The sequence below is a fragment of the Arcanobacterium phocae genome (genome assembly GCF_900105865.1).
Taxonomy (GTDB): Bacteria; Actinomycetota; Actinomycetes; order Actinomycetales; family Actinomycetaceae; genus Arcanobacterium; species Arcanobacterium phocae.
In genome coordinates, this window is record NZ_LT629804.1 from 1544792 (window position 1) to 1568510 (window position 23719).

At 49.8% G+C, this 23719-nt stretch carries 23 protein-coding genes and 1 riboswitch; of the genes, 1 reads left to right on the forward strand and 22 read right to left on the reverse strand.

Annotation, left to right across the window (positions count from 1 at the left end; genetic code table 11):
* Nucleotides 1-22: 22 nt before the first annotated feature.
* The 3 genes from BLT51_RS06920 to BLT51_RS06930 are packed head-to-tail and all read right to left on the reverse strand — an operon-like array spanning nt 23 to nt 4427.
* Nucleotides 23-2620, reverse strand: a complete 2598-nt coding sequence (locus BLT51_RS06920; protein WP_091281462.1) for a DEAD/DEAH box helicase — start codon at nt 2618-2620, stop codon at nt 23-25.
* Between the two features lie 9 nt (nt 2621-2629).
* Nucleotides 2630-3535 carry a helix-turn-helix transcriptional regulator gene (locus BLT51_RS06925; RefSeq protein WP_157672955.1) on the reverse strand — a complete coding sequence of 302 codons (906 nt, stop codon included), beginning with the start codon at nt 3533-3535 and terminating at the stop codon, nt 2630-2632.
* Nucleotides 3522-4427 carry a helix-turn-helix transcriptional regulator gene (locus tag BLT51_RS06930; RefSeq protein WP_091281469.1) on the reverse strand — a complete coding sequence of 302 codons (906 nt, stop codon included), beginning with the start codon at nt 4425-4427 and terminating at the stop codon, nt 3522-3524. The genes BLT51_RS06925 and BLT51_RS06930 overlap by 14 nt, the downstream gene beginning before the upstream one ends.
* A gap of 30 nt (nt 4428-4457) precedes the next feature.
* On the opposite strand from BLT51_RS06930, the gene BLT51_RS06935 reads away from it, so the two are divergent.
* Nucleotides 4458-5567 carry a DUF3866 family protein gene (locus tag BLT51_RS06935; protein WP_091281471.1) on the forward strand — a complete coding sequence of 370 codons (1110 nt, stop codon included), beginning with the start codon at nt 4458-4460 and terminating at the stop codon, nt 5565-5567.
* A 3-nt stretch (nt 5568-5570) separates the two neighbouring features.
* Here BLT51_RS06935 and BLT51_RS06940 read toward each other — a convergent pair whose 3' ends face one another.
* The 19 genes from BLT51_RS06940 to ruvX all read right to left on the reverse strand — a co-directional run bounded on the left by BLT51_RS06940 (nt 5571) and on the right by ruvX (nt 23707).
* Nucleotides 5571-6587 carry an ABC transporter substrate-binding protein gene (locus BLT51_RS06940; protein WP_091281473.1) on the reverse strand — a complete coding sequence of 339 codons (1017 nt, stop codon included), beginning with the start codon at nt 6585-6587 and terminating at the stop codon, nt 5571-5573.
* An 11-nt stretch (nt 6588-6598) separates the two neighbouring features.
* Nucleotides 6599-7351 (reverse strand): ABC transporter permease, encoded by a 753-nt coding sequence (locus tag BLT51_RS06945; protein WP_091281474.1) that lies wholly within the window; start codon nt 7349-7351, stop codon nt 6599-6601.
* A 57-nt stretch (nt 7352-7408) separates the two neighbouring features.
* A riboswitch (FMN riboswitch) is annotated at nt 7409-7527 on the reverse strand.
* Between the two features lie 45 nt (nt 7528-7572).
* Nucleotides 7573-8235 carry a ribulose-phosphate 3-epimerase gene (gene rpe, locus BLT51_RS06950; RefSeq protein WP_091281475.1) on the reverse strand — a complete coding sequence of 221 codons (663 nt, stop codon included), beginning with the start codon at nt 8233-8235 and terminating at the stop codon, nt 7573-7575.
* Nucleotides 8236-8262: 27 nt separating this feature from the next.
* Complete coding sequence (locus BLT51_RS06955) at nt 8263-9729, reverse strand: transcription antitermination factor NusB (protein ID WP_091281489.1); 1467 nt, start codon at nt 9727-9729, stop codon at nt 8263-8265.
* Entirely contained in the window at nt 9726-10652 is a 927-nt protein-coding gene (gene fmt / locus BLT51_RS06960) for a methionyl-tRNA formyltransferase (protein ID WP_091281494.1), read from the reverse strand. The genes BLT51_RS06955 and fmt overlap by 4 nt, the downstream gene beginning before the upstream one ends.
* A 40-nt stretch (nt 10653-10692) precedes the next feature.
* Complete coding sequence (locus BLT51_RS06965) at nt 10693-12765, reverse strand: primosomal protein N' family DNA-binding protein (RefSeq protein WP_091281498.1); 2073 nt, start codon at nt 12763-12765, stop codon at nt 10693-10695.
* Nucleotides 12766-12854: 89 nt separating this feature from the next.
* Nucleotides 12855-14054: a methionine adenosyltransferase gene (metK, locus tag BLT51_RS06970; protein ID WP_091281501.1), complete on the reverse strand. Its 1200-nt coding sequence runs from the start codon at nt 14052-14054 to the stop codon at nt 12855-12857.
* A 60-nt stretch (nt 14055-14114) separates the two neighbouring features.
* The gene (coaBC, locus tag BLT51_RS06975; protein WP_231943930.1) at nt 14115-15392 is read right to left on the reverse strand and encodes a bifunctional phosphopantothenoylcysteine decarboxylase/phosphopantothenate--cysteine ligase CoaBC; all 1278 of its coding nucleotides are present in this window, start codon (nt 15390-15392) and stop codon (nt 14115-14117) included.
* Nucleotides 15392-15655: a DNA-directed RNA polymerase subunit omega gene (rpoZ, locus tag BLT51_RS06980; protein ID WP_091281503.1), complete on the reverse strand. Its 264-nt coding sequence runs from the start codon at nt 15653-15655 to the stop codon at nt 15392-15394. The genes coaBC and rpoZ overlap by 1 nt, the downstream gene beginning before the upstream one ends.
* 46 nt (nt 15656-15701) lie before the next feature.
* The gene (gene gmk, locus BLT51_RS06985) at nt 15702-16274 is read right to left on the reverse strand and encodes a guanylate kinase (RefSeq protein ID WP_091281505.1); all 573 of its coding nucleotides are present in this window, start codon (nt 16272-16274) and stop codon (nt 15702-15704) included.
* A gap of 137 nt (nt 16275-16411) precedes the next feature.
* Nucleotides 16412-16879 carry a transcription antitermination factor NusB gene (gene nusB / locus BLT51_RS06990; protein WP_091281508.1) on the reverse strand — a complete coding sequence of 156 codons (468 nt, stop codon included), beginning with the start codon at nt 16877-16879 and terminating at the stop codon, nt 16412-16414.
* Nucleotides 16879-17436, reverse strand: a complete 558-nt coding sequence (gene efp, locus BLT51_RS06995) for an elongation factor P (RefSeq protein ID WP_091281509.1) — start codon at nt 17434-17436, stop codon at nt 16879-16881. The genes nusB and efp overlap by 1 nt, the downstream gene beginning before the upstream one ends.
* 56 nt (nt 17437-17492) lie before the next feature.
* Entirely contained in the window at nt 17493-18053 is a 561-nt protein-coding gene (locus BLT51_RS07000) for a nucleoside/nucleotide kinase family protein (RefSeq protein WP_091281512.1), read from the reverse strand.
* Entirely contained in the window at nt 18050-19600 is a 1551-nt protein-coding gene (gene aroB, locus BLT51_RS07005) for a 3-dehydroquinate synthase (RefSeq protein ID WP_091281513.1), read from the reverse strand. Before aroB ends, BLT51_RS07000 begins: the two co-directional genes overlap by 4 nt.
* Nucleotides 19597-20820: a chorismate synthase gene (gene aroC, locus BLT51_RS07010; protein WP_091282680.1), complete on the reverse strand. Its 1224-nt coding sequence runs from the start codon at nt 20818-20820 to the stop codon at nt 19597-19599. The genes aroB and aroC overlap by 4 nt, the downstream gene beginning before the upstream one ends.
* The gene (locus tag BLT51_RS07015) at nt 20817-21377 is read right to left on the reverse strand and encodes a prepilin peptidase (RefSeq protein ID WP_157672956.1); all 561 of its coding nucleotides are present in this window, start codon (nt 21375-21377) and stop codon (nt 20817-20819) included. The genes aroC and BLT51_RS07015 overlap by 4 nt, the downstream gene beginning before the upstream one ends.
* Before the next feature lie 27 nt (nt 21378-21404).
* Nucleotides 21405-22127 carry a hypothetical protein gene (locus BLT51_RS07020; RefSeq protein ID WP_091281518.1) on the reverse strand — a complete coding sequence of 241 codons (723 nt, stop codon included), beginning with the start codon at nt 22125-22127 and terminating at the stop codon, nt 21405-21407.
* Complete coding sequence (mltG, locus tag BLT51_RS07025; RefSeq protein WP_091281520.1) at nt 22127-23248, reverse strand: endolytic transglycosylase MltG; 1122 nt, start codon at nt 23246-23248, stop codon at nt 22127-22129. Before mltG ends, BLT51_RS07020 begins: the two co-directional genes overlap by 1 nt.
* On the reverse strand, nt 23249-23707 hold the full coding sequence (ruvX, locus tag BLT51_RS07030; protein WP_091281522.1) for a Holliday junction resolvase RuvX: 459 nt from the start codon (nt 23705-23707) through the stop codon (nt 23249-23251). It abuts the gene before it with no gap.
* Nucleotides 23708-23719 lie beyond the last annotated feature (12 nt).

Here is a 23719-nt window from a genome sequence, read left to right on the forward strand (position 1 = left end):
TGTGCCATATTTCACACACGACTTAGTTCCAGTCCCAGCGGCGCAATAGTTCTCGTGCTTGATATGCCTTCTCCCCTAACCAGATATCTTTGCCGATCTCAACCAACTGTCCCAAAATATCAATTAACCGTCGATTAGCATTGATCAAATCGCCCACAGCTACCTTCGATACACCCACCGCGGTTTCCAAATCGGCTCCGCTTGCCAACAAGGTAAAGGCATCGATTCCACCTGGCGTTGGTATCCCCGTGCGAACGATCCCAGCTACCGATTCACGGCTAACCAAATCTTCCATGTTAGCCTCGATGCGCCACCATGCAGCTCTCAGCTGAGGATTGCTGGGCGTCCGGGAAGAAAAGCGACGATCGCACAACAAAGCTGAGCATATTCCGGCAAACTGAGCTGGTGATAGTTGCTCGAATATAGGCTCAGACATACACATGACCGTCAACGCATCTGCTTCGCTATGAATACCACGGAGCAGTGCTCCTCCAGGTCCAAGCCGCACTTGCCCCTCTTTGACGTGGAGATAACCTAATTTAGTGAGCACACTGAGCGTAGCATCGAATTCTCGTGCTACAGACCCGTCATACGAGTCGCGTAACTCCATCAGCTCACGGCGTCGATCCATCAAGGTAACATACTGCGCAGCTTGTCGCTGATGCACAGCACGATCCGGACATGAATGAACCGGGTGTGCCTCTACTATAGGAGTGGCGTTCACTGCATATTTGTCCCACGACTTTTGCAGATCTTCGTCAAGCCCTAGATCTACTCGTTCTTCGACTGCAGCGTTAATCGCCACTGCAAAATCTTCACGTACTCGCCAGTCCCGAATCGAACGTCCGAACGGTACATCGATAAACCCAATCTCGCGCATTTGCGAGGATAAATCATCTTGACGCAACCAGAAAAGGTCACCGTAGACATCAATAATCCGGATTCGTCGCCCAGATATAGATAGCGCAATTCCATAATTCACGTCGCCATCAACAGCAAATGCATAAAGCATTCCCGTTACCACGTTATTCCACGAGTCTTGGATATCGCGTTTATACGCTTCTTTGGCGCGCCGACGTTGCGCCTTAGACGCCCGCCCAGCAGCTTTCAACACTGTCACATAGTCTGTCACTGAGCCGTGCTCGCATATCCCGTCCAGCTCGCGTTCCTCGGTCACTACTCGAGCTTCTACTCGCGCCAGTTTTGCTTCAATCTCACCTAAATCCGCATTTTTCTGATACTGCGCAAAAGAACGTCCCATAATGGCACGGGCTTCATCGATACTGTGGTAGCTCAACAGGTTGACCACGGTGTTATATGAGGGGAAAAACTTCGATACCAACGGATCGACATGTCCCGAACCGATATGTGCTAAATATTCCACATCTAGTTCTGGAGTTGCCACGACGACGGCGTTACCGTGCGTATCCTTACCGCGTCGCCCAGCTCGGCCAATCAGTTGGGTATATTCGGTGGCTGAGAGCGGTACGAAATCTTCGCCGTTCCATTTGATGAGATCTTCAATAACAACGGTCCGTACCGGCATATCGATCCCTAGAGCCAGCGTCCCCGTGGCATATACCAGTTTCAGGAGGCCCGCATCCATGAGTTGTTCTGCGAGTTCCTTTAACGCAGGAAACATACCGGCATGATGAGCTGTGTATCCACGGCTCATCGCCTTCGCCCAAAATCCAAACCGAATTGTTTGAGCGTCAGTACTACTCAGATTTTTCCGAAGCATATCGGTACGACGCCGGATCTCGGTTGCTTCGGCTTTCGATGTGAGTACCACATCGGCATCGAGTAAGTCAGCTACCGCGGTATCACATCCTTTACGCGAAAACACAAAATGGATCACAGGAAGCATATCGCGTTCGCTTAATGTGCGTAATACCTTCCGGCGTCGTCCAGCAGCATTGCCACGACGTCGTCGCGGATCAGATGGCTGGCGATTATTCGAAACGTACGCAACCGTGCCATCAGATTCAAACAACGGGACTACCGATCGGTTGGTCGCAACAAACTGTTCTAACGGCACTGGACGTACCATGCTTGTTACGATTTCAGTAGTTCCACGAATAGAGCGAAGCCAACTTGCAAACTCATCAATATTCGCTACGGTTGCCGAAAGCGATACGAGCCGAACCGAACGCGGCAACTGCAGAATGACTTCTTCCCATACCGGACCACGAAATGGATCACCAAGGAAATGGACTTCGTCCAACACTACGTAACCAATATCATCGACATCGGCATCACGAGTGAGCAGCATATTGCGAACGACCTCAGTGGTAACCACGAGGATTTGCGCATCCCGATTGATCACCACGTCACCAGTAATCAGGCCGACATATTCTTCCCCATAGCGCTGTTGTAAATCCTTAAACTTCTGATTCGATAACGCCTTAATCGGAGCCGTGTAGATACACCGCGAGGAGGTCGCTAATGCGCACTCAACAGCACATTCGGCAACAACAGTTTTACCGGCCCCCGTGGGCGCACTAACAAAAACGTCTTTTCCCCGAGCGAGAGCGTTTAACGCCTGAAGCTGAAAGTCATCAAGGAAAATCCCCCGATCAGCATATTGATCGATGATATGTTTAACAACAAGATCCAACACAGATTAACCCTAAACTTTCTCAATACGTTCTACAGTTTGCCCGAGCCGAACAAGCAACGATAACAGCCACTGTTCTGAGCGTACCGGTAATTCAATAACGTCGTAGTCATTCTCCTGGCGAAGAATTGCTCCCGGTACTTCTTCTACCACCCAGCGTGCCCCAGAGTGACACCATAGCTGAATATGATAGCCCTCGACTTCAGTATCTTTTTCAGCTAAAGATTTCATTCGGCGCGCAAAGCGAGCCGAAATACGGTCATCACACAGTTGCGCATCTGATATCCGGTCAAACCGATATCGCCGGACCTCGCCTGCCTCATTTGCCGCGATAAGTAAAGGGTAGGGAACATAAGAGATATCAACAGGCGAAACAGTAACAGTCGACATATGTGGCTGATCTTTTCCACGCTTCCAATAATCTATAGCGATCTTGTGCTGCGTGGCCAACGCCTCGTGCACGGCATCGAGAACTACTGGTGGAGCTTGTAACTGCGGAGCGGGCCATAAGACGGAACCATAGCCGTGCGCCTCAACAGCCTCAGCAATGCGCTCGCGGACGGCGCCAAGTGCCTCCGCCTCATGCCGCGAGGACGAGGACATAGCCACATCCGTCGTTCCCAATAATGCCACGACCTCTGGTAAAGACAGCCCAGACAACGGCTCACTGTCAATTTGAGAAACCCGTACCAACGAGTCGGCAGATACGTCTTCGTCGTCGATCCAGACGTCGAAAGGCGTTTCAAAAAATGAACCGGCAACCAGCTCCACCGTCGATAGTTGCGCAATTTCCTGCGCCATATCCTGCCACGATGTCCCGAACCGGTCTGCTAATTCGCCCACTGTAACGTTAGGCTCGCGTAGCAAAAAATCCGCAAGAGCCCGCTTGCGGGCTAAGGAGAGATCACCGAAGCTCATCGAGGACCTCCTGTGCATGGGCTAACCGATCAACGATATCGTCACGTAGCCATTCCGGTTCTAGAACGTCAACCGCCGAGCCGTGAAAGACGATGTCGTCAATCATATCCCAACGATCAACTGCTAAGAACTCCACGATAACGCCGTCGTTACGATGGTCAACAATACGGCCACGGCGGGCTAACGGCATCGCCGGATCGGAAACAAAAAGCCGAACATCAATCGTATTGAGGTCAGAATCAATAGTTGGCTGTTGATCATAGAGAAAGCCGGATTCGAGAACTCGAACTGAACCGGCAACGCGGGTAAGTCTAAACGTTCTTACGTCGCCATCCGCTTTAGTCTTGTTTCGTTGAACAACTGCCCCAGAGACGTAAAAGGCACCGAAATGTACTTCAATGCGCCACGGCTCAATCACATAACGTGTTGGTGCGCCTTGCCGAGAATAATTGAATTGAATCTGACGCCGCGCCACAATAGCTTGAGCCACATCTACAACGCTGTCCCCCACCGGGACCTTTATCCGATATGGATTAATGGTGCCCGAAACTAGCCCGTTTCCCAGTACTTTTGTTGCGCCGAACTGAGCGAATGCCTCAACGTTATTCCGCCGTTTGGTGCCTAGGACTCTCCGCAACGCGCCTACATCAACTCCAGACAAATCAATAGGGATAGTCCCGGACTTATCGAGCTGGTAGCGATACTGAGAATCCACCACAATCACGTTTCCAGATTGTCGGAGTATCTGAATATCGCGCTCAATCATGCGTTGTAAGGCAATTCCTGAGTGCTCACGATATGCCGGAAGCTCAGCAATGCGGGCAGCCGAAACTGCCGAGCGAGACAACAAAGTGAGAAGAGTAAAACGACGTTCTTCAGCAGACGTAGGCATACTCCTACTTTAGTGCACTATGGTTAAGACATGATGATCTACAGACAAGGCATTATTCTCACACTTCGTCGCAGCTGGAGCGCGGCGGCCGAATATCTCGTACAACTAGATGATGGACGCGAAGTCAAAGCATTAGGTTATGTACCAATCGTTGGTGAGTTATCAGCCGGCGATCGGGTTATTTTATCTGCCTCTGCCTATGAACGTGGGTTGGGCACTGGTGGATATATGATGATCGTTCTAGCCCCGGAACACTTGCCTGCAGATCCCCCGCCACAGCCGGGCCACATCGTTAAAGCTCGCTATCTGCCGCAACAGTTCATGGTACAAGGGGTTGATGAACAAGAATCTCCTCACCATGACCTACTGGAAAATGCCGATTCGATTGACAGTATGCCCGTCGTCGTAGCTGACCTACATTCTGCGCTACCTGCAATTACTATCGGTATTCGCTCACGTAAGCCAGAAGCCCGAATCGCCTACGTTATGACCGACGGTGGCGCACTACCAGCATGGTTCTCTATGGCAGGCGCTGGTTTACGCCAAGAAGGACATATCGCAGGCACGATCACGTGCGGTCAAGCTTTTGGCGGTGACTTGGAAGCAGTCAATGTACACAGTGCACTCCTAGCTGCCCGGCACGTCTGGCAAGCAGACATTGCCATCGTGGCACAGGGACCAGGAAATCTTGGGACTGGTACGCGTTGGGGATTCTCTGGAGTCGCCTGCGGCGATGCCCTGAACGCTGTCGAAACTTTAGGCGGAATTCCAATTGCCTGCGTACGGATGTCGAATGCCGATCAACGCGGACGCCACTACGGAGTGTCACACCATACGCTGCGAGTCCTACGAGACGTCGTGAAGGTCGATTGCTATGTACCACTTCCCCAGTTCACTACTTTGCCTAAGGATCTGATTCCGCAATCATGGTTTGACGTCGTCGATGCTCAAATCAGCGAACTGGAATCATATCGGCATGTCACTCTCGCTAGCGTAAACTGTGACGGTTTATACGAGGCTCTGACACATTCGCCAGTCGGGTTGCGCACGATGGGCCGCACACTGGATGAAGATGTTTCATCATTCATCGCAGCGGCGGCCGCTGGTCGTTATGCTACTGGTATGGTCCAGCCCGATTAATGACTACCTGTTTGTGGAGCTGAGTTTAACAACCTCAGCAGTGAATGTGCTTAGCGGTGGTACTGCTTTGTCAACAATCCCAGATTCAGCTAAGAAAGTGCTCATCTTTTCCCATAGCTGGGAGTCTTGGTGGCCAAATTCGCTATCGCTGGTATACAACTTGAGGGTGGCATCAAAAACTTTACGACCCAACGCACGTTGATCTAGGTCTGTTAGAGATGGAACATGCTTAGCAATAATATCCATAGCAGCATCAGGATCTTTTATTGATTCGTTGACGCCACGTTCTATCGCAGACAGCACACGAGCATAGACTTGTGGGTTAAGATTCGACTTCAACGATCCTAAGCCCACGCCTACTAGTGGCATCTGGCCGCCTTTAACCATCGGAATTTCGACGACGTCGAGACCAGCGTTTTCTATCGCAATTGAATCATTGTTATTAAAGCCGATGATAGCGTCAACTTGATGACCAGCCATTGCAGCTGCTTGCGTGTAACCGATGTATTCCACAGTCATCTTATCTTTCAGGCCGTAGCTTTCTTCCATTGCCAGCAGGCTGTAATAGTTTTCGCCATACGGGCCAGGAAGCCCAACTTTTTTGCCAACCAAATCAGCTGGCGTTTTAATCCCTGAATCGGCTGTCGTAATCAGCGTCACCGGATATTTCTGATAAAGCGTCGCCCAGTTAACAACATCAAGACCTTGAGTCCGGGCTTGCATCATTTCGGTAGCGCCAGCAAAAACAATGTCTTCTTCTCCAGCCTCAAGCGCTCCGAAGAGGGCTTCTTGTGCACCGTGATGTCGCAAGGTTACATCCAGGCCTTCGTCTGCAAAATATCCTTTATCCAGTGCCACGTAGAGCGGTCCAAACTGTACATCGGGAATGTATGTCAGTCCGATGGTCACTTTATCGGGCTCAGTATTTTTAGGTTGAGCTTGCTCGGCAGGTGCTTGACTGCAACCGGTCATAATTAGTACAGCAGTGACTGCGCTGATGAGGGCGAATAATTTTTTCATGGTGCTTCCTTTTATGAAACTATGGCAAGCACACGGGTTTCAACAGCCCGTAATGCGAGATATATGCCAACAGCTAGCAGAGCCAATAATGTGATTGTGGCAAACATTCCTGGCGCATCAGTTAGGTGTTGCGCAGTGGATAATTCGATACCGAGTCCCCGTTGCCCACCGATGACAAATTCGCCGACGACTGCCCCGGTTACTGACAGCGTAAAACCGGTACGGACACCAGCGAGAATTCCGGGCAATGCAAGTGGGAATTCAATATCCTTCATTAGCCGAATACCATGCGCACCGTCTAACCTAGCGGCATCAATAATGTCTGTGTCTACGTCGCGAACACCTACTGCAGTATTGATAATGATGGGGAAAATAACCATCAAAATACATAAGATCACAATCGGCGTCGTTCCGTATCCGACCCACAAAACTAGTAGCGGCGCAAAAGCAACTGCAGGAATTGCTTGTGACGCAGCCAGATATGGCTCTAAAGCAGCGCTGAATGGCGCAAAATGGGTAATGCCAAAGCCTACGGGAATGCCGATAAGCGCAGCTATAAGAGATCCAATAACTGCGACATGTAGCGTTTGCCAAGCTGACGATAACAAGTATCCGTCATTTAGCCCGTGGATAAGACGGACAAAGACATCGCTCGGATCGGGCAACGCAAACGTACTAACGAGTTCAAAATAGGAAACGCATAGCCACAGCACAAGAAGTAGTATCGCAACCGCTAGCGGCGCAATAACTCTATTGCCTCGCATATCTTCCTTCCCCAGTAGGCACCGGGGATAACGCAAATACACCTCATTGAGGCATCCACGTTGCTCCTACCATCCGGACTTTAACCGTCGGTTTGGGAATTCCACCCAATCAACCACTTTCGTGGGTCGCGGACTATAACCGCCGGTTCAGACTTACACTGACCCCGGAGCACGTAACTAGTATTATTCCACGTTTCTCGTTTAAGAGCCAATAGCTATGCTCAGTGAACATGCGCCGAAGCAAGGGAACGTAATGCATCAATCTCCGCATGCGTATCTGGTGACCGATACACTGCTGAACCAGCAACAAATGTATCTGCTCCAGCTTTAGCAGCATGCTCAATGGTAGAACGTGATACTCCGCCATCAACTTGAATCCATACGTCTAAACCAGATTTGCGCACTGCTTCACGAGTCCGTTCCACCTTAGGCATCATCGACTTAATGAAGGATTGCCCGCCAAATCCTGGCTCTACGGTCATGATCAGAATCATGTCGAACTCATCTAAAATCTCCAGATACGGCTCGATTGCAGTTGCTGGTTTTACTGCGAGCCCTGCCCTAGCTCCCATTGCCCGCAACTCGCGAGCTAGACGTAACGGTGCCTGGGCAGCCTCCGCATGAAACGTCACCGATTGTGCGCCAGCTTCAACGAATGTAGGAGCCCAGCGGTCAGGATCTTCGATCATTAAATGAGTATCAATCGGAATCGGAGATACGCGAGAAATAGCTTCCACAATTGGTGCACCCATGGTCAGATTTGGCACAAAATGGTTGTCCATCACGTCAACATGCGCCCAATCGGCATTCGAGATTTTGTCTAGTTCAGCTGTTAACTGCGAGAAGTCACAGTTCAAGATTGACGGGCTGATTCGGATTCCCATAATATCTCCATCATTCGGTGAGCAGGTCTAAGCGGATTTTGACGAATAGGGTTGTTTAGCAATAAGGCTAAGGAACATTGCATCCGAGTTATGAATATCCGGCCAGAGCTGAAGTTCCCCGTTACTGCCAGATAGTTCAACCAGCGACTCCCCAGATGCGATCGCTGGTGTATCTAGTTTGACCGCGTCTGGATGGCTCGCCATAAATTCTTCAACTATTGCTGATGTTTCAGTCAGATACGGCGAGCAGGTTGAGTAGCCAAGTACTCCGCCAGGCCGTAATGCTTTCCATCCAGCTTCCAATAGCTCAGCTTGGATGACCGCCAGATCGAGAGCATCTCCAGCTTGTTTACGCCAACGAGCTTCAGGACGACGTCGTAACGCGCCAATTCCGGTGCACGGCGCATCAATCAGAATACGAGCATAACCATTAGCCGGCACTAGATCCGTGTGCTCCGGCGAACCGAAATCTCGCCCATCTCCCTGGCGAACAGAGACAATATCGCCCCATGGCTGAATCGAATCAAGCACAAGCTCTAGCCGATGCGGATGGAGCTCATTGGCATGGATCTGGCTACCGCGGTCCACTGCCAACGCAGCTAACGTCGCAGTTTTACCGCCCGGACCAGCACACATATCAAGCCAAATATCGTCCTCTGTCTCAATAGGAGCACCAGCTAGCGCACGAGCGACAAGCTGCGAGCCTTCATCTTGCACCCCTGCAAGTCGATCCTTAACCGCAAATACCCGGTAAGGATCGCCGCCATGCAAAATGACAGAGGTGTCGACCAACTGGCCTTCGGCAGACCCCATGTGCCCACGAGAAATGTCTTTACGCAGATCTTCTACGCTGATACCGCGAGCAGCAAGGGTCACAGCCGCTGGCGTGTTGTCAGCTTCGAGAACCCGCAGAATATCCTTATGCACCCTACCGTGATGACGCAAGGCTTTATCAAGAGCACGCACGATCCACTGCGGATACGAATACCATGTAGACAAGAAAGCAACGGTATTAACTTTGCCTCCAGCATCCGCCTTGAGCTGCTCTTTCCACTGAGCTAACGAGCGTTCACTTACTCGTCGAAGAACGGCGTTAACAAAACCAGCAACGCCCTGCGACAACTCATTGCGAGCAATCACAACTGTTTCGTTAATCGCGGCATGCACAGGAGTACTAAAATCCAACAACTGGTGGGCTCCCATGCGAAGCAACACACGAACTGCGCTGTCAAGATCCTCAATCGAACGGTCACTAATGCAATGGGAAAGTATGACATCCCAACGTCCTTGCAGACGCAAAGTGCCGTAGCAGAGATTAGTCGCATAAGCCGCATCCTGCTTATTCAGATGAGCACGACGAATTTCACGAGGCAAAACTAGATTAGCGTATGCCTCTTCTTCTTCAACTGCCATGAGCACGTCAAAAACCACGAGCCGGGCACGATCAGATTTGCCACGTCCGGGTTTCCAGTTTGTTGGGCGGTGCGAGTTCACTCGTGATCATCTCCCGTTTCGAAAGCTGGATCGTCATCATTTAAGCCACGAGCCCAGGCTGTTGCTGGCATGGTCTTCTTCCCTGCCGGAGTAACTGTGGTGAGCTCGATCGCAGTTGTTGATGTTCCAACAAGTATCTGCTTGCCAATGACGATCTTGCCAGGTTCTATTCCGTCCACTGACGTTATTTGAACCTGACCAAGCTTAATTCGTTGACCGTTATAGCGAGTCCACGGACCAGGCTCAGGAGTATAGCCACGAATACGAGAATCAATCACGTGGGCCGGCATGGTGAAGTCGATCCGCGAATGTTTCGTCGATAACTGTGGCGCTAAGGTAACATCGCCTTGCTGCACGTGCGATTGCGCTGTGCCAGACTCCAAGGATCGGAATACCCGCGCAAGCTGATGAGCACCGGAATCCGAAAGGATATCCAACAGTTCGCCGGCGGTATGGTTACCGATTTCGTGTTCTTCAACGTCATAAATTGGACCAGTATCAAGACCAGCCTCAATCTGGAATACTGATGTGCCAGTTACGGTATCGCCCGCTGCTATCGCATACTGAACCGGTGCTGCCCCACGCCAACGTGGCAATAAAGAATAATGCAAATTTATCCAGCCATGGGTTGGCAGTTGAAGCAGATTTTGCGGAATCAACAATCCGTAGGCAACGACGGCGATCGCTTCCGGAGCAAGTGCCGTGAGTTGTTCTTCAATATCGTCCCCGCGTAACGATCTCGGTGTCAAAACCGGAATGCCGAGTTGCTCGGCAACCTGATGGACTGGTGATGGGGTTAAAATTTTCTTCCGCCCCACTGGGGCCGGGGCCCGAGTGAGCACAGCAACAACCTCATGATCTTCCATAAGCCGATGTAAAGACGGTAAGGCAGTAGCAGGAGTTCCAGCAAAAATAATACGCACGTCGCTATTTTATCTTTCTTTAGTAAGTAACCTCAATGGTTCACACTGATGTGTCCATCTTGATAATGATTCGGCCGAGTTTATTCAGTGATACGTTTCGATAAGCGCGAGACAGTATCTCTGTAATAACTGATCTATCATGCTCGGGAAATGACAGATACAACTGCCTATCTCCATCTTGTTCGCCTGGATAAGGCCCAACAATTCGCATTCCGGGGATAAGCTCTTCAGCACCTGTTCCTAATAATACGGCAAGCGACTGTTGTTGGCTGGCTAATCCAGCGTCCCCAGCTAATGCCTGTACAATCGCCAAAAAATGACGCAATGCATCAATTGATCCCGTCACCTGGGTCCAGACATATGCCGGCGGTAACGATAATTCTTCGCGTTCTCGTAAGGCACGTATTCCCCACCCATGCATATCCCAATTCTTCACTGTAAGTAGCAGTGAAGCAGGAACATCGCCAACAACAAGCAACTGGCCACCAGCAACAGACGGCTGAATCGTCGTCGAAATATGTGCAAGTTTGCGCAGGAAATGGACCTCAGCATCCAAGCTTTCAGAGCGCAACATAAATCCCGCATCTAATACAATTCCAGCCGCATATCCATGTTCTGGTTTCGGAATCTGTCCTGGGGTCGAAATGACGATTCGGTGTTCCGCGCTGGACGGCGAAAATGACCCGCCTACACCAGCGACATGAATTGGAGTATCACGAAAAGCGCGACCAATTTCGTGCGCCGTGCGATGCGAACCAATACGCGCTGGCTTAAGACGATGGCTGTGACAGTGGCGGCACGTGAAATCAGCAATAAGAGTACCGCAGCGAGAACAGCGCGGTGGCTGATCTGGACCAGAAATCGTCAACGTTCCGTCACAGATATGACACGTAGCGAGTTCCCGACATCGCGCACATGCGATGATGGGAATATAGCCAGTGCGCGGAACGATGATTGCCACATCTCCGCGTTCCAGTCCAGCACGCGCAACAGTGAAAACCGACGACGGCATCCGTGACCAGTGCTCACCTTCATAGGCTAACGAGGAGGCAGGCAATACCTGAGGTCCAGCACCGTGGTCACGCCTCGCCTGCGGAACAATCGCCTGCATGTGCGTCGTCGTCATATGCGCTAATTCAACTGATGGCCCATAATTCAAAGCTAGGAAACTACAATCCGCTACTGAGCTACGTAACGCGAGTAAATCGCGAGTATGAATATACGGACTATGAGGCTCAATATGTGCACGATGATGATCATCTAAAAGAGCAACCAAACCAAGATTTTGAACTGGCATCCAGGCCGCGCTTCGGGTCCCAATGACGAGCTTCGTCACACCAGATTTGATCTCTAAGAACTGGCGATAACGTTCTTCAGGATTCTGCTCAGAAAGTACGGTCGCGACACGAATACCTAGTGAACGCGCTAGCGCTGATGCATACGTTTTTGCTTGTTGAGCAGTCGGAACAACAAAAATTGCTCCTTGTCCCTGGCTAAGCACCGTCCGCAAGGCTTGCTCAATAGTATCGATCACGCGGTCAATACTTCGCATGTAAATAACAGCTTGAGACGAATGTACAGAGCGCAAATTTTCCAAAAAATCTAGGCCACCGATATAGGCGTCCCACGGATAGGTCTGCTCGTTGTTTACAGCTGTTGACTGGACATACTCAGTTTCTAAAAAATTCTTCTCGGCTCGTGCATGGCGCTGTGGAATAGCGAGCCGTAAACAGCTTGACACTGATGATGCTTGACGCCGAGAGACTAATTGCGCCAACTTATAGACCAATGGGTCAAGCACTGGATGCGGAGAAACCACCCGACGCAACGGCCGGAGAGTCGAAACATATTCTGTACTATCTGTACGATCAACAATAAATCCTTGTATCCGGCCAGATCCAAAATCAACCATGACTCGACTGCCAACCGCAACATCGGCAAACTTTTCCGGAATCTCATAATCAAACAACGAGTCACCATGAACATGCGGTGAATCCACAACAACACGCGCAACAGGTTCCGGAACACCAGAAGTAAACGTTACCGAATGACGTTCAAGGTGCAACAATTCATTTTGCTGTGAATACTCAGGTAAAGAAAACAAGTCGCTCATAATTAATAGTCAATCATATGCCTCCACCATCATGATGTAAACAGATTGATGCACCTAGCAAAGGCTAGGTGCATCAACAAAACATCTCATTACAGCAGTCCAGCAGCCGCCCGTAACTGCTCAACGCGATCAGTCTTTTCCCACGTAAACTCAGGCAATTCGCGACCAAAATGGCCATAGTTTGAGGTGAGCGCATATATCGGACGCAGGAGGTCAAGGTCTTTAATAATGGCAGCTGGGCGCAGATCGAACACGCTCTTTACTGCAGCAGAGATAACGTTCTCAGCGACCTTATTTGTTCCAAATGTTTCTACCCGAATAGAGACTGGGCGAGCTTTTCCGATCGCATAGGCAACCTGAACCTCACACCGGTCAGCAAGACCCGCAGCAACAACATTCTTCGCTACCCAACGGGCAGCATACGATGCAGATCGATCAACCTTCGATGGGTCTTTACCAGAGAAAGCACCGCCACCGTGCCGTGCCATACCACCATATGTATCGACGATAATCTTGCGCCCGGTAACACCAGCGTCTCCCATCGGACCGCCAATTTCAAACCGGCCCGAAGGATTGACCAGGAACTGAACCCTCTCGTAGGACACATTTTCAGCATGCTCAGCCAAAACGGGACGAATCACATACTCAATAACCGCCTCTTGGATGTCACGCAACGTAATATCCGGGTCATGCTGAGTCGACACAACAATCGTATCGATACTTACTGGGACTACACCATCATAATTAACAGTGACCTGAGTTTTACCATCCGGGCGTAACCCAGCGACGATGCCTTGTTTACGAACAAAAGTGAGTCGCTCAGATAACCGATGCGCCAAGAAAATTGGTAGTGGCATTAAGGTCGCCGTCTCATTGGATGCGTAACCAAACATGAGGCCTTGGTCTCCCGCACCCTGCCGATCAAGCTCATCAGTTTCCTCGCCGGAACGAACTTCGAGCGAGGTATCCACTGATCCAGCAATGTCCGGGGACTGCTGATCAATTGAGACAGAGACACCGCACGAGGCACCGTCAAAACCAATTTGCGACGAAGTGTAGCCGATTTCTTTAATCGCGGCGCGCGCAATATCCAGAATTTCAACATAGCCTTCAGTGGTCACTTCACCTGCCACGTGAACAAGTCCCGTCGTCACCATAGTCTCAACAGCTACTCGCGATTGAGGGTCCTGAGCCAACAGGGCATCAAGGATTGAATCAGCAATTTTGTCGCATACTTTATCTGGATGGCCTTCGGTCACCGATTCCGAAGTAAAAGGCTGTAGCGTCATTCGAGTTTTCTTTCTTCCTTATAGTATCGCCGCAAACCGTCCGGCTGCGATGTCAACAAGCTATTTCGTTATCTGGTTTTCTATCGTAGACACAATGGCTCGAGCAACCGCTGGTTTATTCCCCTGATGAGTGTCTACCAGTGCTCCTTGACCGGTTACGACCGAAACCCGTGTGTGTACATCACCAAAACCGATGTCTTCACCGACTTGATTGATGACGAGTAAATCAGCGCCCTTTCTGCGAGCTTTGGCAATACCATACTCAATATATGTCTGATTTTCGTCACCTGTCTCAGCAGCGAACCCAACAATGCACTGCCCAGATTTCTGGCGATGCGCCGCAAGCTCACGCAAAATATCAGGGTTAGCTTTTAAGTCAAGCTGGAAATTTTCGCTACGCTTAATTTTAGTTTGGGACTGCACGACATGAAAATCGCCAATCGCAGCAGCCATGATTATGACATCGGCTATTGGAGCTAACCGTTGCATTTCGACTTGAATATCATGTGCACTTACTGCGGAGACAATCTCAATTCCTGGTTGACACCGTGCACGGACATCGGTAGCTAAATTGGCGCCCACAAGGATGACGCGATGGCCATTGTGATAAGCCGCATTAGCGAGTTCGACCCCCATAATCCCCGAAGAATTGTTCGCGATATAGCGCACTGGATCTATAGCTTCCCGGGTCCCGCCAGCAGAAATGACCCATGTCGCATCGGCATCTATATTGTCCAGTGCAACGTCGAAGCTACGGTCTTGCAATAGCTCGATTGCACGTTCCGCGATTCTTTCCGGCTCACTCATACGCCCCATACCAATGTCTTTACCAGTGAGCTGTCCGGCTTCTGGACCAATCAATTCCCATCCTTGATGACGCAAGAGTTCAACGTTTGCTTGTGTTGCAGGATGTTCCCACATTTGGGTATGCATTGCTGGCGCAATTAATCGCGGGCATGTTGCGACAAGTGCTGAAGCCGTTAACAAGTTATCGGCAATACCGTAGGCAAATTTGGCAATTGTGTTTGCCGTAGCCGGAGCCACCACGAAAAGGTCAGCACGTGCACCAGTATTAACATGTACCACAGCATGAGCGTCTTCCGATACGTGAACATGCACGGGATTTCCGGAGATTGCTTCCCAAGTTGTTATACCGACCATCTCGAGTGCAGCGGGAGTAGGGACGACGACGACATCCGCTCCCCACTGCCGCAACCTACGAACAGCAGTTACTGCTTTGTAGGCAGCGATGCCTCCCGTGACGCCAAATAATATTCGAGGCTTATGAGACAAGCCTCCCAATTGGGAGGCTCGTAGATTGACGTTACCGCCCATCATTACTCTCGGGTGAACTTAAGCTTATCGTCAGCAACTTCTTGGAGCGCTACCGATAACGGCTTGTCTTCGGGTGAAGCAGAGACAAGCGGACCAATGCTCGTGATGTTGCCATCACCAGACTTGAGTTCTTGACGGTAGGAGTTGATTTGGCGTGCCCGAGCGGCTCCAAAAACAGCCAACGTGTACTTCGAATCAACCTTTTCTAACAAGTTGTCGATTGCCGGGGACGTGATGCCCTCTGGGTTGGCGGTGGTTCCAGACATATATACCTCTTCTATGGTTGGATCAGCCGGGTTCTTATACAGGTTCTTATTTTACCGCGGATTGCGACAAAATTTGCAGTAGCGCTTCGGTGGCATTAGCCACTGTATCGTTAATAATAACGTAGTCGAATTCATCTTGGGCGGCTAACTCAGTACGAGCAGTAGCCAAGCGTCGTTCCTGTTCTTCAGCGCCTTCCGTGCCACGCCCTTTAAGGCGATGTTCAAGTTCTTCCCATGATGGTGGTGCAATAAATATTTGCTGAGCTTCTGGCATCGCTTTGCGCACTTGCCGAGCGCCATCCAAATCGAGTTCGAGAATGACATGTTGTCCTCTGGCCATTGCTTCTTCTACCGGCTTTCTAGGAGTTCCATACCGGTGGACTTTATGCACTATGGCCCACTCCAGCATGCCGTCGTTAGTTACCAACTCATCAAACTCTTCTGGCGTCACGAAATAATAGTGAGTGCCATCGATTTCGCCGGGACGAGGAGCCCGTGTTGTCGCAGATACGGAATACCAAAGGCTAGGATCTTTGGCCAAAACTTCTTTAAGGACAGTACCTTTACCCACCGCAGTAGGCCCACAAACAACAAATGCTTTACCGTGAAAATCAGTCATAGCTATTATCGTGCCAGAATCTCATTACGACACCAATGCGGGGCTAATTGGTGTGATTGGTTACCTATCGACTAGCCTCAATGAAAAGTGAGCCAAGAACAGATTTGTTCTTGGCTCACTTTACGTACAAAAGACGATTACCGACCCGATGTTTCCTCAGCACGAATCTCTGCGATTCGGTTAAGTACTCCCATCGTGAAACCTACTGCTTTATCTGTGGAGAAATCGCGCACAAGTGACGTAATTTCTTTAACAACGATTGCTACTGGCACATCCAGGTACATTATCTCAGTCGCACCAATTCGTAAAAGATTACGATCTACGATGCTCATACGAGAAAGCGACCATTGTGGCGAAGCAGCCTCAATCATTGAATCGACATCATCTGCCCACTCAACATAGGTGGACACGATGAGTTGCCCATATTCTTGAATCGGTTGTTGCGAAGCAGAAATCTGGCTACGCTCAGCTAACAAGTTAGCTAAATCTTCACCAGCGTCCCGCACATCAGCTTCATAAAGAACATCAAGCGCACGTTGCCGCTGCAATGAGCGGCCTTTCCGACGTTTATTCCGCCGGTCATGGGAACGTTCTTCTGTAGTCATCAGGCGCGATTAATATACTCGCCGGTACGGGTATCAACCTTGATCTTGGTTCCCTGCTCTAGGAAGAGAGGAACCTGTAGTTCGTAACCGGTTTCAACTGTTGCTGGCTTGGTACCAGAATTAGAACGGTCGCCCTGCAAACCTGGCTCCGTGTAAGTTACCTCTAGAACAACCGAGGCTGGCAATTCGATAAACAGTACAGCACCTTCGTGCATAGCAACGATGGCGTTGGAGTTCTCGAGCATGTAGTTCTTCGCGTCACCAACGACTTCAGCGCTTACTGGGAGTTGCTCGTAGGTATCGAGATCCATAAAAATGAAGTCGCTACCATCGTTGTATAGGTACTGCATATCGCGACGGTCTACGGTAGCCGTCTCAACTTTTACACCAGCGTTGAATGTCTTATCAACATTCTTGCCAGAAAGTACATTCTTCAGCTTCGTACGAACGAATGCTGGTCCCTTACCCGGCTTCACATGCTGAAACTCAACAACTTGCCAAAGCTGGTTGTCGATTTTAAGCACCATGCCATTTTTGAGATCGTTTGTGGTTGCCACGTTTTTCCAATCTGTAGCGTCAATGATTCCTTTTGGATTTTAACTGTTTTTCTTGGCTAACTTGGTGAAGATGCGCTATTTATGAGCATAATTACGTGTTTAGGCACGGCATCTGCCATCTGTGCAAGAGTATAGCCTGTAGTGTCTAGCGTCCAATCGGCGTATTTCTGGTATTGCGGCATTCGCTCATTGAGCCACATTCTCAGTTCTTTCCGAGGTAACACGATGTTCGTTGCTCGTGGCCCGAATAGTCCTAATCGTTTGACCAGTTCTGCAACAGAACACTCTAAACTCAAAACAAAAACACGTGCTTCACGTTTAGCATCAAACACCATCGATGATAAATATTCATGCTCGAAAAAATCAGCCGGGAGAGCTACCGCAAAGTCTGTTTCTGGTTCTGCCGCAATATCAGTGAATAAGTCCCGTATAAGGTCGCCAGCGAGAACGTGTCTCTGTGAGCACGGAATCTCAGTAAAAAGATCTTCATCTGACACGCCAAGTTGCTCAGCCACAATCGTATCCACATCAGCCACTGTGTAACCATGAGTTTCAAGACCAGCTACGAGTGTCGTTTTACCGGCACCATCAGGGCCAATAATCACAATAGCGGTCATGGTCGGATACTCTCCCATGCAGAATCTAGCATTTCTTGGGAAGGCTCACGAATAATATGCATATTTCGTTCCGTATCGACGACGACGAAGCGCAACTGTCCGTCTCTAACTTTTTTGTCACTGCGCATAGCGCGCTCGACCTGTTCTCGCTTATCAGCGGGGTACGTCGTCGGCAATCCTAACTGCTCTAAGATGTACCTGTGCTCTGTGACGAAATCTGGCGTTGCGTAACCAGCACTAACGGCCAGCGAAGCCGCGAAGATACAACCTACCGCTACGGCTTGACCATGTTTCCAAGAATAGTTTTCTACCAGCTCAATCGCGTGCCCCAAAGTATGCCCATAATTGAGTACCTGACGCAAACTTGATTCACGTAAATCCTGACTTACCACATCGGCCTTCACTCGAATAGCTCGCGCAATGAGTTCGTGAAGATCATAGCTAGGCTGGGCCAGCATTGTAGAGATATTCTTGTCGGCAATAAAACCACACTTGGCGACCTCAGCTAACCCACTCTGACGTTGTTCTTCCGGCAATGTTCCAAGTACATCGAGATCGCAAAATACATCCGACGGCGGCCAGAATGTACCAACGAGATTCTTTCCTTGAGCCGTATTGATAGCTGTCTTTCCCCCGATCGCAGCATCTACCATTCCCAAAATCGTCGTCGGTACCGAAACCAACCGAATACCGCGCATCCAGGTGGAAGCGAAAAAACCAGCAACGTCGGTTGTTGCCCCACCGCCAACTGCCAGCACCACGGCATCTCTGCCAAGATGTGCTTGGCCTGCGATATCCCATAATTGTTCGATTGTGCCCGATGATTTTGCTTTTTCACCATCAGGGACTTCAACTGCGACAGAATGCAAACCAGCTAACGTGATCTGTTCATCAATCCGGCCAACATAGCTAGTCAGATGAGGACTATGGATGAGCATGACTTTACTTGCTGGACGTAACGCTCGGACTATCCGTGGTACTAGGTCAGTTCCAACGATGACATCGTACGGGTTCGGCCCATCAACTGTTATCTGCGTTTGTGATTGTCCGAGTTTATCTAACACGTTTCCTACCACGACATTCAGCCCCCGTTCATCTGACATCACGATATCTGACGCAACCTCGTAGTACAATTCGCTACGCTCTTGACGTAGGCGCGCAACTGAAGCTGCGATATCATTACCAAGGACTGGCCGGACTGTGCGGGAACGACGCAGTCGCGAAACAAGGACCTCGTCCGTTACATCGATATAAATAACACGCTCTCGAGTTAGCATCCGTCTCGTCTGAGAATTCAACAAAGCGCCACCACCAATGGACAGAATTCCAGTACGGAGCTCACAAGCTTCTTTAATGACCTCGTGCTCAAGCTGACGAAAATAATCCGCTCCAAAAGTTGCAAAAATGTCAGAAATCGACATGCCTGCGCGTTGGCTTATCAAACGGTCGGAATCGGTGAACTCTTCGTGCAAACGGTTGGCAACAATACGACCAACGGTAGTCTTTCCGGCACCTGGCATGCCCACGATAACAGCGCGCAGACTCATGACCCCAACTCGTTTTCAAAAAAAGCCCCATGCTGGTCAGCCAAATTTTCCAGATGTATCTGGATGTCTTGAAGATGGTTACCCGCCGCACGCTCCAATAAAGCTGATGCAAGTGTTAACGCAAGCATAGATTCTGCGATAACTGTTGCAGGTACAACTGCGCTAGTGTCGGAGCGCTGGTGGTTAGCCGCTACTGGCTCTCCCGTTGCAAGGTCAACGGTTTTTAAGGCGTGTGGGACGGTCGGAATAGGTTTAACAGCAATACGAACAGCAACCGGTTCCCCATTAGTCATCCCGCCTTCTATTCCCCCGGCATGGTTTGATTCACGAGTAATCATCCCATGCTCTAGTGCGAGTTCGTCATGAGCGATAGAACCTCCCGTTATAGCATTGGCAAAACCATCCCCTATTTCAACACCTTTAACTGCAGGTATAGACATCATCGCTTGTGCTATTTGGCCGTCAAGCCGTTCACTCCACACAGTGTATGTGCCAAGAGCTGGCGGCACGTTCCAAGCAATTACTTCGGCTATGCCACCAATAGTGTCCCCTGTTTTTCGAGCGTGGTCTATCTGTTCGATAAAAAGCTGCTCGGAATGCGGATCCGAAGCTCGCACTGGCGAATCCTCGATAGTCTGGATGTCAGCTAGAGTAACCGTCTTGTTTACCGCGGTAGCAGTCCCTAAAGCCACCACACGCCCAGCAATCACAATACCGGCTACTTGTCGCAGAAATTCTTTCGCAACATAGCCGAGTGCAACCCGGGCAGCAGTTTCACGAGCGGACGCGCGTTCTAACACATTTCGTAAATCGTCAAAGCGAAACTTTATTGCCCCAGCGTAATCAGCGTGACCGGGCCGCGGACGAGTTAGCTTTTTATTCCTTGCTAGTTCGTGAGAGTCTCCACTACCAGAATTCTTTCGCAACTCGGCCGGGTCTACGACGTCGGGACTCATAACAGTTTCCCAACGCGGCCACTCACTATTATCTATTTCAATAGCAATCGGACTCCCGAGGGTTTTCCCATGCCGGACTCCCGAAATTATTCGGCAGGAATCTTGTTCAAATTTTTGTCGCGCACCTCGACCGTATCCAGTCCGCCGTCGTCGCAACTCCCCTTCTAGCCCAACGGTAGAAATCTCAATCCCCGCGGGCATGCCTTCTATAATTGCGACAAGGCGGCAACCATGTGACTCACCTGCTGTACTCCAACGCATCATATAACCGATTGTGCCAAAAATAATGAACTCATGCTGGCCCAGACGCTCCATGAAGCACCTACAAGAAACGGTCCGAAGGGCAATGATGAGTCAAAATGCAGTCTCCGAAACACCAGTCCAATAAGGCTGATAGCCCCGGCACATATAGTAGCTACAACGAAACACGCTACCGCCTCACGTCCGTGAAAGAAGCACATAGCAGCTAAAAGCCGCACATCGCCTATCCCCACATATCGTCCACCTGAAATTACGGATGCAAGCCCTAGCGGAACACATACCAGCACCAAAGACTGTGCAACCTGTTGCCACCATGACCAGCCGAGACCATAAATACACAGCCCATAAGCTATCGCAGCTACTAGCGCGGCGTTGGTAACCCAAACAATAAGGGTATGGGTATACGCATCAACTACGGCATTTGCGAAAAGCAAACCGTAAAACAAGCCAATTGCTAGTGCAGATATTGCGTAACCATCGCTAAGAATAGCGAGACCAATACTCACACAAGCGCTAAACATTCCAGCGTAATTCGAGAACTGGATAATCTTCTTGTCCACAAGACACATATTAAGACGAAAGAGAAATCACCCTATTTTGTTATCCACAGTCTCTTGGATGATGTGGAAAGGAAGGTCGATTCCCGAAGAAAGTAGAATCACTTCTCGCAAATACCCGACTAAAAACTGGGGAAATAGGAAGCTGTTGTGTGCGGTTAAAGAATGTCGGTACAACCGGAGAACAGATGCGGACGACGGAAGCATAGGGATGCGTTCAGCAACGGCACAATCTGTGTCGACAATAGTATCGGTATCGCGAATTTGAACCTGTTCTGGACGCCGAAATTGAACGTCGACGCCCATATTGTGTGCAGCCGCAGCAGCAGAGCCAGGCCCACCACATGGGTCGCTAACGATAACAATTTCGTCATAGCTTAGTTCAACGGCGCTTGCTATTGTTGCCCCTGCATTGTGACCACCACCGAGGATTAAAATACGGTCGGTATCATCAATAGCTAAGCCACGGAGTGCTGAAGACACTGCCCGCGAAACGACGGAGAAGCCAATAAGCATTGAATTGCTACCGGTGGGCTGGCGGACCAACAGCTCACAAGCACCCGTAAGCTTCGCCATACCGTCTAAAAGATCAACTTTATCATTGCCTATCACTCTTGTAGGAGCCCAAATAGACTGAATACTCGGATCTATCGCGCATGCATTAAGCTCACTAAAATCAACATGCCGACTACCAGAAATAAGGCTACTAAAAATATCGTATAGCCAAGACGGGCCAATAAATCCATGTGTCATTAGCTATGCGGATGCTCCGAATACCATTTACGCAACACTTCGACGTTCTTAGAATGATCGTCAATGTTGTTGGCAAATAGAGTTTCGCCCGTGTCTAAATTAGTCGTAACAAAGAATAACCAGTCACCCGCTGGCGGATTTGCAGTTGCTTCGATAACCTTCAAGCTCGGGTTCGAAATGGGTGTAGGCGGTAAACCAGCATTCACGTAGGTGTTATAAGGATTGTCATTTTTTAGCTCATCTTCGGTAGGAATGCCACCGAATCTGCCAACTCCGTACAACGTAGTCGAGTCCATTTGGAGCTTACCATTGACTTGACTGTCATCAACTAAACGATTCTCGATGACTCTCGCGACTTGGCCGTAATAGTCTGGCCAATTAACTTCACGTTCAACAATCGATGCCACAATGATTGTACGTTGCCATTGGTCTCGTGGAAGATCAATTTTCTCTAAACCATGAATACGGTTAGCGACCATATCTGAAACGACTTCTTGCACAGTAGCATTGGTTCGAACAGTGTAGGTAGCTGGAGCTAGCCAACCTTCTGCATTCCCTTGAGCTTCATCAGGTAGCCCAATAGCCTTAGGATCATCAACGATCTTTTCCACGTCTTCTATAGGCGTATCCATTGTGTTAGCGATCCGCTCAATAACTTGTTTCTTAGCAAAGCCCTCCGGAATGGTGATTTTTAATTCAGCACGGCTAGCTGGATCAAGCAAAGCAGAAACTGCACCTTGCCCAGACATCTTCATCTTAAGCTTGTATGCACCAGGCTGGATTGATGCGGAACGCGGATCTGAGTTGAATGCGTCAACAAATGCCCGCTGCGAAGCTACAACATCTGCGTCAAGCAGAATTTTTGCCATCACAGAACCAGAAGCGCCTTCTGGTATTTCTAAAACGACCTCGCCACTACCGGGACCAGCATAATCTGTTACAGACTGACTATTGATCATGCTCTTCACATAGGGAACAGCTACAACGGTTGCAGCGACCACCAAGACACACGTAAAAAAAAGAACAATTGCTGATCTGATCCGCTTCTTTCGCCGATATGCACGTCGAGTATTTGTCGGCTTCTTACGGTCGGTATCTAACGTTGTAAAAACTTCAGACACTCATCTCTCCATCTCAATACGTTCCCCTGGAGGAAATCCAGTCGCGCGTTCCTGCGCTAGTGCACTCTCTAAAATAATAACTGCTGCTACCTGATCCACAACACTTCGATGAGTAATCTCTTTCCGCCCCGCCTCGTGAAGGAGGTTATGAGCAGTGACTGTGCTCAATCGTTCATCAACTAAGCACACCTGAACTGGTGCGATCTTGCGGGACAGTTGCTTTGCCCAGCGCCGCGCGTTTCGCGCTGATTTCCCTTCTGAACCATCCATATTCAAGGGTAAGCCTACGATAACCTCGAGTGCGTCGAATTCTTGAACTAGTGCGATAACTGATGTGAAATCGTCCTTATAGCGCCGGTAGGTTGCAACCGGGGTAGCTAGGATGCCGGCGGTGTCGCTACGTGCGACACCTACCCGCACTTCACCAACGTCGACTGCAATACGCGCCCCTACTCGCATGATGAAACTTTC

Coding starts and splice junctions, on each gene's coding strand:
- BLT51_RS06925 (WP_157672955.1), bottom strand. CDS start 3,535: ATGAGCTTCGGTGATCTCTCCTTAGCCCGCAAGCGGGCTCTTGCGGAT.
- BLT51_RS06930 (WP_091281469.1), bottom strand. CDS start 4,427: ATGCCTACGTCTGCTGAAGAACGTCGTTTTACTCTTCTCACTTTGTTG.
- BLT51_RS06935 (WP_091281471.1), top strand. CDS start 4,458: ATGATGATCTACAGACAAGGCATTATTCTCACACTTCGTCGCAGCTGG.
- BLT51_RS06940 (WP_091281473.1), bottom strand. CDS start 6,587: ATGAAAAAATTATTCGCCCTCATCAGCGCAGTCACTGCTGTACTAATT.
- BLT51_RS06945 (WP_091281474.1), bottom strand. CDS start 7,351: ATGCGAGGCAATAGAGTTATTGCGCCGCTAGCGGTTGCGATACTACTT.
- rpe (WP_091281475.1), bottom strand. CDS start 8,235: ATGGGAATCCGAATCAGCCCGTCAATCTTGAACTGTGACTTCTCGCAG.
- BLT51_RS06965 (WP_091281498.1), bottom strand. CDS start 12,765: ATGAGCGACTTGTTTTCTTTACCTGAGTATTCACAGCAAAATGAATTG.
- metK (WP_091281501.1), bottom strand. CDS start 14,054: ATGACGCTACAGCCTTTTACTTCGGAATCGGTGACCGAAGGCCATCCA.
- coaBC (WP_231943930.1), bottom strand. CDS start 15,392: ATGATGGGCGGTAACGTCAATCTACGAGCCTCCCAATTGGGAGGCTTG.
- rpoZ (WP_091281503.1), bottom strand. CDS start 15,655: ATGTCTGGAACCACCGCCAACCCAGAGGGCATCACGTCCCCGGCAATC.
- gmk (WP_091281505.1), bottom strand. CDS start 16,274: ATGACTGATTTTCACGGTAAAGCATTTGTTGTTTGTGGGCCTACTGCG.
- nusB (WP_091281508.1), bottom strand. CDS start 16,879: ATGACTACAGAAGAACGTTCCCATGACCGGCGGAATAAACGTCGGAAA.
- BLT51_RS07000 (WP_091281512.1), bottom strand. CDS start 18,053: ATGACCGCTATTGTGATTATTGGCCCTGATGGTGCCGGTAAAACGACA.
- aroB (WP_091281513.1), bottom strand. CDS start 19,600: ATGAGTCTGCGCGCTGTTATCGTGGGCATGCCAGGTGCCGGAAAGACT.
- aroC (WP_091282680.1), bottom strand. CDS start 20,820: ATGATGCGTTGGAGTACAGCAGGTGAGTCACATGGTTGCCGCCTTGTC.
- BLT51_RS07020 (WP_091281518.1), bottom strand. CDS start 22,127: ATGACACATGGATTTATTGGCCCGTCTTGGCTATACGATATTTTTAGT.
- ruvX (WP_091281522.1), bottom strand. CDS start 23,707: ATGCGAGTAGGGGCGCGTATTGCAGTCGACGTTGGTGAAGTGCGGGTA.